Here is a 15,782-nt window from a genome sequence, read left to right on the forward strand (position 1 = left end):
ACGTCCCTTGTTCCGCCGACTGGAGAGAGCGCGTGGAAGCAGCCGTACATTTCATCAACAGCATCATCTGGAGCAAGGCACTGATCTTCATGTGCCTTGCCGCCGGCCTGTATTTCAGCGCCCGGACCCGTTTCATGCAGATCCGCGGGTTCTTCGAAATGTGCCGGCTTACCGTGGCCGGTGAGAAATCCGATGCCGGCGTTTCTTCGTTCCAGGCACTGGCCATGTCGATGGCCGGCCGGATGGGCATCGGCAACATCGCCGGCGTGGCCACCGCCATCGCCTTCGGCGGTCCCGGTGCGATCTTCTGGATGTGGGTGATGGGCTTCCTCGGCGCGTCCACGTCCTACATCGAATGTACGCTGGCGCAGATCTACAAGACCAAGGACGCTGAAGGTCGGTACCGCGGTGGCCCGGCGTACTACATCGAAAAGGCCATGGGCCTGAAGTGGTATGCGATGGCCTTCGCGCTGGCCACGATCGTCGCCGCCGGCTTCCTGATGCCGGGTGTGCAGGCCAATGCCATCGCTGACAGCATCGTCAATGCCTGCCGCGGCGGCGCCCTGTGCGGCCCCTTGGACGGCCAGATGTTCGGCATGGAGCAGGTACAGGCGCTCAAGCTGGGCATCGGCGTGGTGGTCGCTCTGTTGCTGGGCGTGGTCATCTTCGGCGGCGTCAAGCGCATCGCCAGCTTTGCTGAAATCGTGGTGCCGTTCATGGCCGCCGGCTTCATCCTGATGGCCATCACCATCATGGTGCTCAATGCCGAGCGCGTGCCGGAAATGTTCGGCATCATCTTCGACAGCGCGTTCGGAACCCATGCTGCGTTCGGCGCGATGATGGGCCTGGCGGTGGAGTGGGGCGTCAAGCGCGGCATCTATGCCAATGAAGCCGGCCAGGGTACCGGGCCGCACGCCGCGGCCGCCTCGGAAGTCTCCCATCCCGCCAAGCAGGGCTACGTGCAGGCCTTCGCGGTCTACTTCGACACCATGATGGTGTGCACCTCGACGGCCTTCCTGATCCTGGCGGCAGGCACCTACAACGTCTATTCGCCGGAAGCCGGTGCGGCGCCCATCTTCCAGGGGCTTGCCGGCATCGCCGAAGGCGCCGGCTACGCGCAGGCCGCCGTGGAAAGCGTCATCCCCGGGTTCGGCGCCGCCTTCGTGGCGGTGGCGATCTTCTTCTTCGCCTTCACCACGATCATGGCCTATTACTACATGGCCGAGACCAACCTGACCTACCTCAACAACAACGCCAAGCGTCCGCTGACGGTGCTGGTGCTGCGGCTGGGCATCATCGGCATGGTGATCTTCGGTGCCGTGCACAACGCACAGCTGGCCTGGGCGCTGGGCGATATCGGCGTGGGCCTGATGGCCTGGCTGAACATCGTGGCCATCCTCATCGTGCAGAAGCCTGCGATGATCGCCCTGCGTGATTATGAGCGGCAGAAGAAGCTGGGCCTGGACCCGACCTTCGACCCTGTCGCACTGGGCATCAAGAATGCCGATTTCTGGCAGAAGAAACAGGAAGCAGCGTAAGTGAACAACCCCTGGAACAACCGTCGTCCGTCCGCGCGCCCGCCGCGCGCCACCCCGCTGCCGCGCGCCGATGCGCCGGCAGCGCCGGCGGCACGTGGAAATGGTGACGAACTGCGCCTGTTCGGCGTCAACGCCGTGCTGGCTGCCTTCAACCAGCGCCCGCAGGCGGTCCGCAAGATCTATCTGCTGGAAGGCCTGATCCCGCGCATGCAGCCGCTGCTGAAGTGGTGCGTGGCCAACCGGATCGGCTATCGCGTGGTGGAAGACGGGGACCTGAACAAGCTGTCCGGCACCACCCACCATGAAGGCGTGGTGGCCGATGTGCGGCGCGCACCGGTGCTGGAGCTGTCGCAGTGGCTGCAGCAGTTGCCCGAAGGCCCGGTGCTGGCGCTGTGGCTGGACGGGGTGGGCAATCCGCACAACCTGGGCGCGATCCTGCGTTCGGCCGCGCACTTCGGTGTCGGCGGCCTGTTGCTGGCCGAGGGCAGCACGCTGGGCATTTCCGGCGCTGCCGCGCGCGTGGCCGAAGGCGGTGCCGAAGCGGTGTCGCTGGTGCAGCTGCCGGCCACCGCAGAGGCGATGGCGCAGCTGCGCCAGGCCGGCTTCAGCCTCGCGGCCACCCTGGTCGAAGGGGGCAGCAACGTGTTCGCCGCTGACCTGCCGCAGCGACTGGTCTACGTGATGGGCGCCGAAGCCGAAGGCATGGACCGGGCCTTGGCTGCGGCGTGTGACCTGCAGGTCTCGATTCCCGGCAGCGGGGCGGTGGAAAGCCTCAATGTGGCGTCGGCAACGGCCGTGTTGCTGGCCCAGTGGGCGCGTTCCCGTATTGCCTGACCCTGCGGTTGTCTTTCATCCCATGGCCGGCGGCCGAAGCGGATAGCACGCTGTAGGCGCGGCATCGCATTGTCTCTCCGATGCGGTGTTGTTGGCCGGTGCATCCGCTGGATGCCGCCCGTCGCGTGGGATGGGTCGCTGCGGCAGCCCGGCCGACTCCACGGCCGGGCTCTTTTTCGCGTGCCCGCGTCAGCCGTCGTTGGCCGCCGCGTCCAGTGACGCCAGTGAAATGCTCACCGGCACGCCGTTGAGCAGCAGGAAGCCGGCATCGAACGGCGTCAGCAGTACCTGCACGCAGGCCACGTCGCTGCCGCTCTGCGGCGAAGGATAACGTGCAAGCCAGACCGTCATGCCGCTACGACTGAAATTGTCATGCAGGTGTTGGATCCGCCCTGCCAGCGCCCCCGCGATGGGCATCCTGGTGCGGCCGAATGCCACTTCCTGGAAGCCGCCCCTGCGCAGGATCTCCTGGATGTTCTGGACGCAGAACGGGCGCTGCTGCCCTTGCTGCATGCCCAGCAGTCCCTGCTGGTGGTGCAGCCCTGGCGCTGTGGCGCCACCACGGTGGCGGGCGCCGGACCAGGCAGTGAACTCATGCGCTTTGAGCAGACCACGAAGCGCGCGCGTGGCGGCGTGTTCGCAGCTGAACCCTGCCCCTGCGGTGACCCGGTAGGCGGTCCCCGCCGAGGTCTCCGCGCAGGCCAGATAGGTCGGAACCGTACCCCTGCCGCTGATGTCGAACAGGTGCACCGGGTGGCCCTCGCGTTGCCGGACCAGCTCCAGCAGGCTTCGGATCGGCGGCGGCAGGGTCGCCATGTCCACCTGGAGCAGGTAGCGTTGTTGGCGCAGTGCAAGCCCTTGTACCGCGAACAGGCCGGCCGCCATCCGCTCCTGTGCGGCCAACATCCCCAGCAGCAGCGCTTCCTCCTGCGTGGGCCCGGCGGCGATGCTGTGGGTGCTGCCGTAGGCACGCAGCAGGTGATAGTCGAAATCGTCGTGCAACGCGCTGGCGTGTACGACCGTGCTGGCATCGCACAGGAAGGTCGGATGCAGCAGGACCACCGGTACCGGCAAGGTGCGTTCGCCGCCCAGTTCCTGTAAAGCGATGAGGGCCATGCGACGCTCCGGTTGCTCGGCCAGGATCGGTACCAGGTCGCTCAGGGCGTCTTCAACACCAGGCAGTTGGAGATAGTCCGCGACCCTGCAGGCGTGCAGTTCCGAGGTCTGCCAATGGGTGGCATGGATGATCTGCGCGATGGCGGCATACATGCCCGAACGGGTCGCCTGGGCGGAGTCCGCGCCGACGCCGCAACGTTCGATGTCGTGCCCCACCCACGCGGCACTGTCCAGTTGGATCATGTGCAGGTGAAGCCCCTGTTCCTGCATGTGGAGGTTTTCGAGCGGCACGTGCAAGGCGCGGATGAACGCGTGTCCGGCGGTGTTGGCGGCGGCGTTGGGCGTTGCGCATTCCAGCGCCTCTACGTCCAGGAGGGCGGTGGAGGCCACGGGCAGGGGACGTGCGTTCATCGTAGGACAGCTCCTTGGTTGCATCGCTGCTGCATCACGCCCGACGCCTCATCGCGGGAAACGAAAAGCGCCAGGACTACGCCGGAAGGCGGGCAGCGGGGCCGCAGTTGGCAGGACGATGCTCGGCTCAAGGGCCTGTCGCGGGGAACATCCGGCCCAGTCGATTCAGGATGGGTTTCGCAATGTGCGCGTCAGCAGGCTGTGCGTTGCGACAACGCGGTTCCATCGCGGTGCGGGAAGGGCCGAGAGGGTCAGGATTCCGGCTGCTGATGCTGCTCGATATCTGATTGGTGGGTAGGGAATCCCACTGATCCAGGCCGCTTCGATCACGCCAATGCCCACCACGGGTGCGTCCCTGCTTCGGCGCGACTTTCACAGCTTTCCTGATTGTTGGCGCTTCCTGCGCTGGGCAGTGTGGACATCACCCCCTCTGCCTCATGGAGTTGAGTCGTGAACATTGAGTCGATCGTTGGCGCCGTCGTCGCTATCGTCTGGAGTCCGTACCTGGTCGCGCTGTGCCTGCTGGGCGGCCTGTACTTCAGTATTCGCACGCGCTTCATCCAGCTGCGTGCCTTGCCGGAAATGCTGCGGCTGATGTTCAAGCACCGCGCGTCGGAATCAGGCCTGTCCCCGTTCCAGGCGCTGAACATCTCGCTGTCCAGCCGGGTCGGGGTGGGTAACATCGCCGGTGTCGCGATGGCCATCGCCTTTGGCGGGCCTGGCGCCATTTTCTGGATGTGGGTGGTGGCATTCTTCGGCGCATCCAGCGCGTTCGTCGAATCCACGCTCGCCCAGATCTACAAGCAACGCGACGCACGCGGCCAGTACCGCGGCGGCCCGGCGTATTACATGGAGAAAGGCCTGGGGCAGCGTTGGTACGCTGTGATCTTCGCGCTGTGCACCGTCGCCGCCTCGGCGATGCTGGCCGGTACCCAGTCCAATGCGATCGCCAGTGCATTGCATGAAACCTGGGACCTGCCGGCGCAGGCCAGCGCGGTGGGCGTGGTGCTGCTGCTGGCACTGATCATCTTCGGCGGGGTGCGCCGCATCGCCGCGGTGACCCAATGGATCGTGCCGCTGATGGCCACCGCCTACCTGCTGGTAGCGCTGGTGGTGATGCTGCTGAGCTACGAGCGTATTCCGGAGGTGCTGCTGCTGATCATGCGCAGCGCGTTCGGCCTGGATGCGACCTTCGGCGCGATGATCGGCGTGGCGATCCAGTGGGGCGTGCGCCGTGGCGTACTGTCCAACGAGGCGGGCATGGGCAGCGGCGCCCACCCGGCGGCAGCGGCCGAGGTCTCCCATCCGGTCAAGCAGGGGCTGGTACAGGCGTTTTCGGTGTACATCGACACCATGGTGGTGTGCAGCGCGACGGCGTTCCTGATCCTGTCCACCGGCATGTACAACGTCTACGATCCGGTGGTGAACGGCGTGCCAGACCAGGCGCGCATGGTGCTGGACAACCTGCCGGGCATGGAAGCGGGGCCGCGATTCGTGCAGCACGCGGTGGAATCGGCGTTGCCCGGATTCGGCAAGTCGTTCGTGGCGCTGGCTATCCTGCCCTTCGCCTTCACCACGATCCTGGCGCTGTACTACATGGGCGACACCAACGTCAGTTACCTGTGCCGCGACAAACCATCGGGGTGGATCGTCAACGCCTTCCGCGTGCTGTTCCTGGCGCTGGCCGCTTACTCGGCCATCAACAGCGCAACGCTTGCCTGGACCCTGGGCGACATCGGCGTGGGCATGATGAGCTGGCTCAACATCATCGCCATCCTGCTGCTGCACAAGCCGGCACTGCCTGCACTGCGCGACTATGAAAGCAGCCGCAAGGCGGGCATGGACCCGGTATTCGATCCTGATCGGTTGGGCATCAAGGGGGCCAGCTTGTGGCAGCGCATCACCGCAGGGATGCGCTAGGCGTCGTGCGCCCGGGTTCGCCCGGGCGCAGTGGTCCGTGGCCCGGGTCGCTTATTCGCCCGGGGGCACGGTCGCCTTGGCCTCGCTGCCGAAGCTGCCATCGGCATCGGCGGCCAGGTAGGCGAACACGGTATAGGCAGCCACGTTCTGCGCCAGCGCCTTCGGGTCGATCTTGTCCAGCGTGTCGTCGGCGGTGTGATGCAGGTTGAAGTAATCCGTCCCATCCTGCGCCAGCCATGCCCATGCGCCGCCCTTGGCAGCGAGCGGGCCGATGTCCGGGCCCGGACCGCCCTTGTCGGCGACGTACTCGATGCCCAGCGGCTTGAGTACCTCGGCGATCTGGCGGGTCGCCTCGCGCGATCCTTCCGGGTTCGGCGATCCGGTATTGAAGGCGTAGATACGGCCGGCGCCGAAGTCGCTTTCGGCCGCCACCTGGTGCAGCACGATGTCTTTGGCGTGCGCTTCGGCATAGGCCTTGCCGCCGTACAGGCCCTGTTCTTCGTTGGCGAAGGCGACCACCCGGATGCTGCGCTTGGGCGCCTGCTTCAACTGCCCGATCAGGTGCCCCGCCGCCATGGTGATGCCCACGCCGGCCGCATCGTCGATGGCGCCGGTGCCCAGGTCCCAGGAATCCAGGTGGCCGCCGATCACCACGACTTCCTTGGGCAGCGTGCGTCCGGTGATCTCGCCGATCACGTTGTAGGACGTCGCCGTGCCATCCCACCCGCAATCCAGCGCCAGGCTCACGGTGGTGGTGCCGCGCGCGACCAGGCGCGCCAGCTGGTCGGCATCGGGCACGGACAAGGCGGCCGACGGCACCGGAGTCAGCCCGTCGTCATAGCGGGTGATACCGGTATGTGGGACGCGGTGGGAATCGGTGCCGGCCGAACGCATCAGGAAACCGACGGCGCCCTTGCGGATCGCCTCGGAGGGCCCCTTGCTGCGGATCGCGCCGCCGCGCCCATAGTCGCGGCCATCGCGGAACGGCAGCATCTGGTAATCGACGAAGGCGATCTTGCCCTGCAACGAACCGGCCGGTGCGGCCTGCAGCGCGGCCAGGTCGGCAAAGCGCACCACTTCGGCCTGCACCTTACCGCCCGGGCTGCCGCCCAGTGCGGTGATCGCCAGCGGCTGCGCATGCGCGCCGACCACGGCGGCGTGCTCGCTACGGCGTTCCCACTTGGGGAAGGTCACCGGCTCCTTCCAGACCTTGTCGAAACCCAGCGCCTTGAAGCGTGCTTCGGCCCAGGCCACGGCACGGGCATCGGCCTCACTGCCGGCGATGCGCGGGCCGATTTCCGTGGTCAGCGATTCCACCACCTTCCAGCCGGTGTCGTCGGCCAATGCCTGCTCACGCAGCTGGGCTGCGGTGTTCAGCGAAGCCGGGGGCAGGGTCGTGATGCGCGGCGCGGCGAACGCCGGTGAGGCCAGCAGGGCAAGGGAAGAGGCGATGGCAAGAACGCGGCAGCGCATGGAGAGGACTCCGGCAGGGGGCATAAGCGTCTGAGCTTAGCAGCGTGGTTGCCGGGTGCATGGGCCCTAGGTCATGTCCATCGGAAATGTGCAGAACCGGACAGATGCCGCAAAGGAGACATGCACAAGGGGTCAGGCTCCTCTGTCGCGCAGAGGAACCTGACCCCGGTGTCGCACACGCTGGCCGCTCAGGCCTGCGGACCGGACAGCTTGTCGCGGATCTCGCGCAGCAGCAGCACTTCTTCGCTCGGGCCCTTTGGCGCGGCTTCTTTCTTCTTCGACAGGCGATTGATGCCCTTGATCACCAGGAAGATCGCGAAGGCCACGATCACGAACTGGATGATGGTGTTGATGAAATCACCGTAGCCGATCACTACAGCCGGGATCTCCGCGCCATCGGCGGCGATGCGTGCCGGTGCCAGTGTCCAGACCAGGTCGGAAAAATCCACCTGGCCGATTACCCACCCCAGCGGGGGCATGATGATTTTCTCCACCAGCGCGGTGACGATCTTGCCGAAGGCTGCACCGATGACCACACCGACGGCCAGGTCGATGACGTTGCCACGCGTGGCGAATTCCTTGAACTCAGTGATGAATCCCATTGAGGCCTCCTGAAAAGTGGGGTGTTCGCGTTGAAGGCTAACGCAGCCGACGTCAGCCCGCGATGACGCCGTGGCGCTCGCCGACGTTCTCCAGGCGTGCACTGAAACGGTCGCCCGGCTGCAAAGCGGCCACGCCGGCCGGGGTGCCCATGAACACCAGATCGCCGGCGCGCAGCTGCCATAGCTGGGACAGCTCGTGCAGGATCTCCGGCACGGTCCAGATCATCTGGTCCAGCAGCGATTGCTGGCGCACTTCGCCATTGATTTCCAGTGACAGGTTGAGTGCGGCCAGGTCACCCACTTCACCGGCGTGCACGATCTCGCTGATCGGTGCGGAGGCATCGAAGCCCTTCGCCGTATCCCACGGATGGCCCTTCTGCTTGGCTGCGGCCTGCAGGTCGCGGCGGGTCAGGTCCAGGCCGACCGCATAGCCGTAGACCAAGGACAGCGCCTGCTCGACCGGCAGCACGCCTTCGGGTGCATCCACGCCGATGGCCACCACCAGTTCCACCTCGTGGTGCAGGTCGCGGGTGGAAGGCGGGTAGGGGATCACGTCGTCGTGGCCGACCACGATGGCATCGGCCGGTTTGCTGAAGAACATCGGCTTGCCGCGTGCCGCTGCGTCCGGCACCGCCGCGCCCATTTCCTTGGCGTGGTCGGCGAAATTGCGGCCCACGCAATAGATGCGGTGCACCGGGAAGGTGCCACCGCCCACTACCGGGATGCGGGGGATGGGCTGGGCAGGAATTACATCGGTCATGCGCACGTCCTAACAATCAGGTCGTCGCAGTGTAGCGCCGGGGCATGCCGGGCGGAGCGGTAGCGCCGAGCCATGCTCGGCGAGCGCAGTGGTGTGCGGTCAACGGCGTGACGACCAACGGTCGTCACCCACCACCCATCACCCAGCGGATCAGTGCGTCGGCAACGCCGGCTTGCGCACTACGCGGTACTCGCCTTCCACCACGTTGGCGTCAACTCCCCGTGCGGGCGTCTTGCGCTGTGCCAGCAGCTTCCAGGCCAGGCCGGCCATGATCATCGCCGCACCCACGAACACACCAACGAACACCATCACGCCCAGGATGGCGACGCCGAGCAGACCCACCGCTACGCGCACCAACGGATGACGCGGCTTGCGTGGCGCAAACAGGGTGCGGAACTGGCCGAACTGGAAGGTGCGGTTGATCATCGGTAACTCACTTGGCTGAAATCAGCGAGTGACCAGTATCGTTGGGATGCTTCTTCCACTGAGTGAAAAAATCGTTAATTCGCAGGGCGGTTCATTGCAGATCAAGGACTTGCGTTCATGTGACATCCAGCCACAAACATTGGCGTGCGACAATCGGAGTTCTTCCTAAAGTAGAGTCAGAAATGACCGACCAGCCGTTGATCGCCCTCGAAACCGTTACCGACGGCGGCTTCGCCGAGACCGAGGTGCTGATCGAAGGTGACGCGGAATCGCTGGTGATCCATCGTGACGGTGACAGCGTGCGCGGCTTCCTCAACATCTGCCCGCACGCCGGCCGACGCCTGGATTGGGCGCCGGGGCAGTTCCTGAAAAGCCGTGAAGGCCATCTGGTCTGCGCCGCGCATGGCGCCTCCTTTGCATTGGACAGTGGCGAATGCGTGGCCGGACCGTGCAAGGGTGACCGGCTGCGTGCGGTGCCGCTGCAGGTGCGCGATGGACAGGTGTTCCTGGCGGAATGACGGCAGGGATTGACGGCCAGCGGCCGTCACTACCGGCAACGCATCGGTAGCGCCGCAGGCAGCGGCAGGAGCCGCTGCCAACGTCGCTTGCGACGGCCCGGAGGGTGCCGGTCAGGAAGACCGGCATAGCCATGCTCGGCGAGCGCAGCGGGAAAGAGCAACAGCGTGACGACCAACGGTCGTCACCCACCAGGGCAGGTCGTCACCCACCGGGGCAGGCCGTCATCACCGCTGCCTCAGAACATGATGTTGATCATCGCTACCACCACCATCGTATAGACCAGCGACAACGGTGCGCCGACCCGCCACAGCTCACGCGGGGTGTAATTGGCCGGGCCGGTAATCATCGAAATCACCGGATTGGAGGCGGTCATGAGGTTGTTGGACGCCGACAGCGCCACGATCAATGCGAAGGCGGTGGGATTGCCGCCGGCGGCCAGCGCCAGGTTCACCGCGATCGGCACCATCACGATGGTCGCCCCCACGTGGCTGATCACCAGCGAGAACGCCGTGGTCAGCAGCGCCAGCGCCACTTCCAGCACCCATAGCGGGATGCCTTCGGGCAGTTTGTCGATGGTGTGCCCGGCCACCCAGGCCGCCGCGCCACTGGAATCCATCGCCCAGCCCAGCGGAATCAGCCCGGCCATCATGAAGATGGTCTTCCAGTTGATCGATGCGTAGGCCTCGTCCATGCGCAGCACGCCGGTCAGCAGCATGCCGGCCACCCCCGTCATCAGGGTCAGCGCCACCGGCAGCTTGGAGGTCAGCGCGATCAGGATGGTCAGCGCGAAGATGCTCATCGCGATCTTGAACTTGTGCGGGCGCTGTTCGCCCTTCGGGTAGTCGGTGACGATGACGAACTCGCGGCCGCGCGCGGCCTGTGCCAGGTCGGTCCAGATGCTGTGGAAGACCAGCATGTCACCGGCGCGCAGCTGTACATCGCGCACGTCCTCGCGGATCACCTGCTTGTCGCGGTTGATCGCCAGCAGGCTCAGGCCGCGCTCCTTGCGCAGGCGCAGTTCGGCCGCGCTCTTGCCGATCACATCCGACGTCGGCGGCACCACCGCTTCGGAAATACCGGCACGACTGGGGTTGAACAGGTCGCCCAGGTGCTTGAGCCGCGAGGACATGCGCAGGAACTGGTTCTGCGCGAAATCGCTGACCAGCTGGCGTGACCCCATCACCCCGATCACGCTGCCCACCCAGATGCGCATCTCCGCCGGCGGCGCCAGGCGGGTGTCGTTGCCGGTCTTGAGCGCCAGCAGCAGCGGCGCATCGTGCAGGGTTTCGGCCTCGCCCAGGGTCATGCCGACCATCGGGCTTTCGGCCGTAACCACCAGTTCGAAGACATCGCCTTCGATGCCGTAGGTCTTGGCGAAGTAGCTTTCCGTACGCGCCGGGATTACCCCGTCATTGGCCAGCGTTTCCTCTTCCACCAGCTTGCGGTTGCCGTAGAAGTGGAAGTACAGCAGCGAGGCCACCAGCAGGGCTACGCCGATCGGCAGCGGGGCGAACATCCGCAGCGGTTCGATGGTGGCCAGGCCGGAAGGCAGGTTGTTGTTGGCCGAGGCCAGCAGATCGTTGAGCAGGATCAGCGGCGAATTGCCGACCATCGTCAGCGCACCGCCCATCACGATGGCCGCGGCGATCGGCAGCAGCAGGCGCTGCAGGGTCAGCCCGGTGCGCGCGGCCAGCCGCGAGGCGACCGGCAGGTACAGCGCCATCACCGAAGGGTTCTGCATGAACGAGGAGTTCAAGCCGGCGATCGCCGTGGTCATGATCAGCAGCCGCTGTTCCACCCCGTGGCCGCGTCGCAGCAGCCAGGCGGCCAGCCGGTTCAGTGCGCCGGTGCGGTCCAGGCCCGCGCCCAGGATGGTGGTGGCGATGATGCTCATCACCGCGTTACCGGAGAAACCACCAAAGATTTCTTCCGGCGCGATCAGGCCGGTGACGCCCAGCACCACCAGCACCACCAGCGCGACCACGTCGGCGCGGATGCGCTCGAACAGGAACATCGCCATCGTGAAACCGACCAGCCCGAGGACGAGCTTCATATCGGTGGTCAGCGTCAGCGCGGTTTCCATGGGGGCGCGATCCGGTCGGTATCAGGGTGTCAGGTGCGGTCGTACAACAGGTCCCAGACGCCATGGCCGAGTTTCTGGCCGCGGGTCTCGAAATGGGTCTGCGGCCGCCATTCCGGGCGCGGCACATGCCCGCGCGGACCGGCCCGGTTGACCAGCCCGGCGGTGGCGTCGAGCACCTCCCACATCTGCTCGGCGTAATCTTCCCAATCGGTGGCGCAGTGCAGGCGACCACCGGGGCGCAGCTTGCGCACCAACAGGTCGGCGAACGCGGGCTGCAGCAGGCGGCGCTTGTTGTGGCGCTTCTTGTGCCACGGATCCGGGAAATAGATGCGCACTTCATCGAGCGCGCCGTCGGCGATTTCCTTTTCCAGCACTTCCACCGCGTCGTGGTGGTACAGGCGCACGTTGTCTACATCATCATCGGCCAGCGCGTTCAGCAGCCGGCCCACACCGGGGGCGTGGACTTCGATGCCGATGTAATCGCGGCTGGGATCCTGCTGGGCAGCGAAGCGCAGTGCCACGCCATTGCCGAAGCCGATCTCCATCACCTTGTGCGCATCGCGGCCGAAGGTTGCGGCAAGATCACGCACTTCACCGCTGAAATCCAGACCGAAACGCGGCCAGCGCTCATCGAACGCGCGCTGCTGGGCCGGGGTGAAGCGGCCCTGGCGGAGCACGAAGCTGCGGATCTCGCGACGTCCTTCGTGGACGGTGAACGGCTTGGCCGGGGCCTTGGAGCCGGTACTGGAAAACGGGTCGGTCATCAGCCGATCAATCCATCAATGGGGGACGAGGCGCTGGCATAGCGCTTGCGCGGGATGCGGCCGGCCAGGAAGGCTTCGCGGCCGGCTTCGACCGCCTTGCGCATCGCGCTGGCCATCAGCACTGGGTGGCGCGCGCCGGCGATGGCGGTGTTCATCAGCACGCCATCGCAGCCCAGCTCCATCGCGATGGCCGCATCGGAGGCCGTACCCACGCCGGCATCCACGATGATCGGCACCTTGGCGTCTTCGATGATCTGCAGCAGGTTGTACTTGTTCTGGATGCCCAGTCCGGATCCGATCGGCGCAGCCAGCGGCATCACCGCCGCGCAGCCGATTTCTTCCAGGCGCTTGGCCAGGATCAGGTCGTCGGAGGTGTAGACCATCACCTCGAAGCCGTCTTTCACCAGCATCTCGGCAGCCTTCAACGTGGCAACCACGTCCGGATACAGCGACTTCTGGTCGCCGAGTACTTCCAGCTTGGTCAGGTTGTGGCCATCGAGCAGTTCACGCGCCAGCCGGCAGGTGCGCACCGCGTCTTCGGCGGTATAGCAGCCGGCGGTGTTGGGCAGGATGGTGAAGCGGTCCGGCGGCAGCACGTCCAGCAGGTTCGGTTCGCCCGGGTTCTGGCCGATGTTGGTGCGGCGGATGGCGACGGTGACGATCTGCGCGCCGGCGGCTTCGGTGGCCGCGCGGGTTTCTTCCAGATCCTTGAACTTGCCGGTGCCGGTGAGCAGGCGCGAGGCGTAGGTCTTGCCGGCGATGACCAGCGAATCAGAGGGGGCGTGATGGTTCATGACGCGATTATCGCATGGGGTAACCGGCGCCGGGGCTCGCCGCACGAGGGCGTTGATGCGCCCGGTAGTGACGGCCGCCGGCCGTCTGCTTCTGTTGTGGTGGGTGACGACCGTTGGTCGTCACGCTTCAGCCCGCCGCTGCGCTCGCCGAGCATGGCTCGGCGCTACCGCTCGCGTCCGGTAGTGACGGCCGCTGGCCGTCAGCTCCCGCCTTGGGTGGGTGACGACCGTTGGTCGTCACGCTTCAGCCCGTCGCTGCGCTCGCCGAGCATGGCTCGGCGCTACCCGATGGTCTCCGTCAACCACCGCCCAACGCGTGCACGATCTCCACCACGTCGCCGTCGGCCAGCACACGGGTGGCATGCAGGCTGCGGGTGATGATCTCGCTGTTCACTTCCACCGCGACGCGGCGTTCTAGCAGCTGCTCGTGCTGCAGCAGGTCGTGGACGGTGGCGCCGGGGGGCAGGGTGCGGGATTGGCCATTGAGCTGGATGTTCATGTCGCTATTGTCGCTGATACGCCCATGGCAGGCAGGTTCGATCTGTCATCCGTCGCTCAAGTATGGCGTTCAAGGGACTCCAGGTGACAATGCATGCCGCGGCGCAGCGTGACTTTGCCTGCGCTGATGAAACCATTGCACCGTGCGCTGGCGTATTGCCGGCGCTTGATCCCACAGGAGTTCCCCATGTTGTCCAGCAAACGTCCCGTCCGCACCCTGATCGCTGCGGCGCTCGCGCTTGCCGCGTTGCCGGCGATGGCCGCCGATCCGGCCTTCAACCGCACGGTGTTCTTTGGCGACAGCCTGACCGACAGCGGCTACTTCCGTCCGCTGCTGCCGCCTTCGGTGCAGCCGGTGACCGGCAAGTTCACCACCAACCCGGGCTGGGTATGGGCCGAGCACGTAGCGGACTACTACGGCACCAACGCCACCCCGAACGGCAACGGGCAGAGCGGTGACAACTATGCCGCCGGCGGCGCCACCGTGGCCACCGACCTGGTCGGCGCGCTCGGCCCGACGCCGTCGCTGAAGACCCAGGCGGCCCGTTACCTGGCGGCCAATGGCGGCAAGGCCGATGGCAACGCCCTGTACACCGTGTGGGGCGGTCCCAACGATCTGTTCGGCATCACCAACCCGGCCCAGGCGCCGGCGGTGATCGGGGCGGCGGTGACCAACCAGATCGGCATCGTCGGCAGCCTGCAGGCCGCTGGCGCCAAGTACGTGCTGGTGCCGAACCTGCCGGACATCGGCCTGACCCCGATGGCCCGCGCCGGCGGCCCGGCAGCCATGGCGCAGTACACCGCCGTGGCAACGGCCTACAACAATGCGTTGTATGGCGGCCTGACCCAGGCCGGCATCGAGTTCATCCCGCTGGACACCTTCACCATCCTGCGTGAGATCGTCGCCAGCCCGACCACCTACGGCTTCCGCAATGTCACCGACATGGCCTGCACCTCGGCCTCGTCGGTGACCTGCAACCCGACCAGCCTGGTCGCGCCCGATGCCGCTACCGCCTATGTGTTCGCCGATGGCGTGCATCCCTCCGCGGCCACCCACCAGATGCTCGGCCAGTATGCCGTTTCGGTGCTGGAAGCCCCGCGCCTGCAGCAGGTGCTGACGCATTCGGCACAGACCGTCGGGCGTTCGCGCGCCGACCAGGTCAGCCTGCACTTGGGCGGCGCCCCGGCCGATGGCCTGTCGTGGTGGGGTGGCGTGCGTGGCGACATGCAGCGTTACGACCACGCCGATCTGTACGACGGCCTGGCCCCGGCCGGCCTGTTCGGCATTGATTGGGCGCGTGATGGCATGGTCGTTGGCGGCTTCGCCGGCTATGGCCGGATGGATGCCGATTTCGGCAACAGCCAGGGCGACTTCACCCAGTCCGACACCACCGTGGGCCTGTTTGCTGGCTGGTATGGCGAACGCGCCTGGGTGAACGGCCAGGTCAGCTACAGCTGGCTGGATTACGACGTCACCCGCAAGGTGCACCTCGGCCCGGCCACCCGCGAACACAAAGGCTCGCCGGAAGGCAGCAACCTGACCGCCGCACTGAACGCCGGCTACGAGTTCGGCCGGGAAGGCAGCTTCCGCCACGGCCCGGTGGCCGCGGTGATCTGGCAGAAGGTCAAGCTGGACGGCTATCTGGAAAGCAATCCGAGCAGCACCGCACTCGGCTACAGCGACCAGGACGCCGATTCCACCGTCGGCCGCCTCGGCTGGCAGGCACGCCTGGACGGCGGCAGCATCAAGCCGTACGTGCAGGTCACCTACGACCATGAGTTCGAAGACCGCCAGGAAGGCAGCGCCTTCCTGCAGAGCCTGCCGGGCGTGGGCAGCTACCGCGTGCCGGGCCTGAAGTTCGACAAGGACTACGCCACCGCCATCCTGGGTGCGCGCATGGAACTGTTCGGCCTGCAGAGCAACATCGGCCTGAGCGCGACCACGATGCAGAAGAAGGCGATGGACACCTCGATCTTCGCCAGCTTCAGCGGCGCGTTCTGACGGTAGGGTAGTGACGGCCGCTGGCCGTCATCGCCATGGTGG

The 15,782-nt window shown here is 66.2% G+C and carries 14 protein-coding genes; 5 read left to right on the forward strand and 9 right to left on the reverse strand.

Annotation, left to right across the window (positions count from 1 at the left end):
- Positions 1-32 precede the first annotated feature (32 nt).
- Positions 33-1,538, forward strand: coding sequence for an alanine/glycine:cation symporter family protein (locus SOM47_RS04565; protein ID WP_042614599.1), 1,506 nt, complete (start codon positions 33-35; stop codon positions 1,536-1,538).
- Complete coding sequence (locus SOM47_RS04570; RefSeq protein ID WP_414715753.1) at positions 1,539-2,372, forward strand: TrmH family RNA methyltransferase; 834 nt, start codon at positions 1,539-1,541, stop codon at positions 2,370-2,372.
- A 189-nt stretch (positions 2,373-2,561) separates the two neighbouring features.
- Here the strand turns inward: SOM47_RS04570 and SOM47_RS04575 are convergent, their stop codons facing one another.
- The gene (locus SOM47_RS04575) at positions 2,562-3,899 is read right to left on the reverse strand and encodes a YcaO-like family protein (RefSeq protein ID WP_320504886.1); all 1,338 of its coding nucleotides are present in this window, start codon (positions 3,897-3,899) and stop codon (positions 2,562-2,564) included.
- Positions 3,900-4,349: 450 nt separating this feature from the next.
- On the opposite strand from SOM47_RS04575, the gene SOM47_RS04580 reads away from it, so the two are divergent.
- Positions 4,350-5,819 (forward strand): alanine/glycine:cation symporter family protein, encoded by a 1,470-nt coding sequence (locus SOM47_RS04580; protein ID WP_345785011.1) that lies wholly within the window; start codon positions 4,350-4,352, stop codon positions 5,817-5,819.
- 51 nt (positions 5,820-5,870) lie between these two features.
- On the opposite strand, the gene SOM47_RS04585 is transcribed toward SOM47_RS04580, so the two are convergent.
- From SOM47_RS04585 to SOM47_RS04600, 4 genes are all read right to left on the reverse strand, one after another.
- Complete coding sequence (locus tag SOM47_RS04585) at positions 5,871-7,292, reverse strand: M28 family peptidase (RefSeq protein ID WP_320504887.1); 1,422 nt, start codon at positions 7,290-7,292, stop codon at positions 5,871-5,873.
- 188 nt (positions 7,293-7,480) lie between these two features.
- Positions 7,481-7,894, reverse strand: a complete 414-nt coding sequence (gene mscL, locus SOM47_RS04590; protein WP_192083038.1) for a large-conductance mechanosensitive channel protein MscL — start codon at positions 7,892-7,894, stop codon at positions 7,481-7,483.
- Positions 7,895-7,946: 52 nt separating this feature from the next.
- Complete coding sequence (locus SOM47_RS04595) at positions 7,947-8,654, reverse strand: fumarylacetoacetate hydrolase family protein (protein WP_320504888.1); 708 nt, start codon at positions 8,652-8,654, stop codon at positions 7,947-7,949.
- A gap of 150 nt (positions 8,655-8,804) precedes the next feature.
- Entirely contained in the window at positions 8,805-9,080 is a 276-nt protein-coding gene (locus SOM47_RS04600; RefSeq protein ID WP_042614606.1) for a hypothetical protein, read from the reverse strand.
- 182 nt (positions 9,081-9,262) lie between these two features.
- Between SOM47_RS04600 and SOM47_RS04605 the strand changes: the two genes are divergently transcribed.
- Positions 9,263-9,598 carry a Rieske (2Fe-2S) protein gene (locus SOM47_RS04605; protein WP_320504889.1) on the forward strand — a complete coding sequence of 112 codons (336 nt, stop codon included), beginning with the start codon at positions 9,263-9,265 and terminating at the stop codon, positions 9,596-9,598.
- A gap of 236 nt (positions 9,599-9,834) precedes the next feature.
- On the opposite strand, the gene SOM47_RS04610 is transcribed toward SOM47_RS04605, so the two are convergent.
- The 4 genes from SOM47_RS04610 to thiS all read right to left on the reverse strand — a co-directional run bounded on the left by SOM47_RS04610 (position 9,835) and on the right by thiS (position 13,739).
- Positions 9,835-11,682 (reverse strand): SLC13 family permease, encoded by a 1,848-nt coding sequence (locus SOM47_RS04610; protein WP_320504890.1) that lies wholly within the window; start codon positions 11,680-11,682, stop codon positions 9,835-9,837.
- Between the two features lie 29 nt (positions 11,683-11,711).
- Positions 11,712-12,446 (reverse strand): tRNA (guanosine(46)-N7)-methyltransferase TrmB, encoded by a 735-nt coding sequence (trmB, locus tag SOM47_RS04615; RefSeq protein ID WP_320504891.1) that lies wholly within the window; start codon positions 12,444-12,446, stop codon positions 11,712-11,714.
- A complete protein-coding gene (locus SOM47_RS04620; RefSeq protein ID WP_320504892.1) occupies positions 12,446-13,240 on the reverse strand; it encodes a thiazole synthase in 795 nt (264 codons plus the stop codon). Before SOM47_RS04620 ends, trmB begins: the two co-directional genes overlap by 1 nt.
- A gap of 298 nt (positions 13,241-13,538) precedes the next feature.
- On the reverse strand, positions 13,539-13,739 hold the full coding sequence (thiS, locus tag SOM47_RS04625) for a sulfur carrier protein ThiS (protein ID WP_320504893.1): 201 nt from the start codon (positions 13,737-13,739) through the stop codon (positions 13,539-13,541).
- A 186-nt stretch (positions 13,740-13,925) separates the two neighbouring features.
- Between thiS and SOM47_RS04630 the strand changes: the two genes are divergently transcribed.
- Complete coding sequence (locus SOM47_RS04630; RefSeq protein ID WP_320504894.1) at positions 13,926-15,740, forward strand: autotransporter outer membrane beta-barrel domain-containing protein; 1,815 nt, start codon at positions 13,926-13,928, stop codon at positions 15,738-15,740.
- The last annotated feature ends 42 nt before the right edge of the window (positions 15,741-15,782 follow it).

The sequence above is a fragment of the Stenotrophomonas sp. CFBP8980 genome, from assembly GCF_034046095.1.
In the GTDB taxonomy this organism is placed as follows: Bacteria; Pseudomonadota; Gammaproteobacteria; order Xanthomonadales; family Xanthomonadaceae; genus Stenotrophomonas; species Stenotrophomonas lacuserhaii.